1 protein-coding gene is annotated in these 1,249 nt (G+C 57.5%); it reads left to right on the forward strand.

The window, feature by feature from the left end:
• The coding region (locus JHJ32_RS22525) for a nucleotide sugar dehydrogenase (RefSeq protein ID WP_200122971.1) at positions 1–1,249 on the forward strand (1,249 nt) is incomplete at both ends.

A 1,249-nucleotide genomic window follows, 5' to 3' on the forward strand; every position in this document is an offset into this window, starting at 1 on the left:
CCGTCACCATCGTAGACATCAACGAAAAACGCATCGCGGCCTGGAATGACCCCGACCTTTCGAAGCTCCCCGTGTACGAACCCGGACTCGCCGAAGTCGTCGGCGAAGCACGCGGCCGTAATTTGTTTTTCTCGACCGATGTAGATCGTGCCATCGCTGAGGCAGACATGATCTTCATCTCGGTGAATACGCCCACCAAAACCTACGGCAAGGGCAAGGGCATGGCCGCCGACCTGAAGTACATCGAACTCTGCGCACGCCAGATCGCAGCAGCAGCCACCTCCGATAAGATAATCGTGGAAAAATCAACACTCCCCGTGCGTACCGCCGAGGCCTTGAAAAGCATCCTCCACAACACCGGAAACGGAGTCAGCTTCCATATCCTCTCAAACCCCGAGTTCCTCGCCGAAGGAACCGCCATACAGGACCTCCATAACCCAGACCGGGTGCTCATCGGAGGGGAAAACCCCGAGGCCGTCCAGGCCCTGGTGGATGTATACGCTTCCTGGGTGCCACCCGAACGTATCCTCACCACCAACCTCTGGTCTTCCGAGCTCTCCAAGCTCACCGCAAACGCTTTCCTCGCTCAGCGCGTATCCTCCATCAACGCCATCTCCGAACTCTGCGAACGAACCGGGGCTAACGTCGACGAGGTGGCCCGCGCAATCGGTACAGACAGCCGAATCGGACCAAAGTTCCTCAAGGCTTCCGTCGGTTTCGGCGGCTCATGCTTCCAGAAGGACATCCTCAACCTGGTCTACATCGCCCGCACATACGGCCTGCATGAGGTCGCACACTACTGGGAACAGGTCATCACCATGAACGACCACCAGAAACGGCGCTTCGCCGACAACATCGTGCAGACCATGTACAACACCGTCTCCGGAAAAAAAATCGCATTCCTCGGCTGGGCCTTCAAGAAAGACACCAACGACACCCGAGAGTCGGCTGCCATCTACGTGGCCGATGCCCTGCTCAACGAGGAGGCCAACATCGTCGTCTACGACCCCAAGGTATCCGCACAGCAGGTCTATGCAGACCTGGATTACCTCGGCTCCAGGAGCCCCGAGGAAAACCGAAGGCTGGTCTCCGTCGTAAATGACCCCTACCAGGCAACACGGCAGGCACATGCCATCGCCGTACTTACCGAATGGGATGAGTTCAAAACCTATGACTGGAACAGCATCAGGGAAAACATGATGAAACCCCCGTTCGTCTTCGACGGAAGAAAGCTCCTTGCGGCCAACAG

This window comes from Parapedobacter sp. ISTM3 (assembly GCF_016533505.1).
Taxonomy (GTDB): Bacteria; Bacteroidota; Bacteroidia; order Sphingobacteriales; family Sphingobacteriaceae; genus Parapedobacter; species Parapedobacter luteus.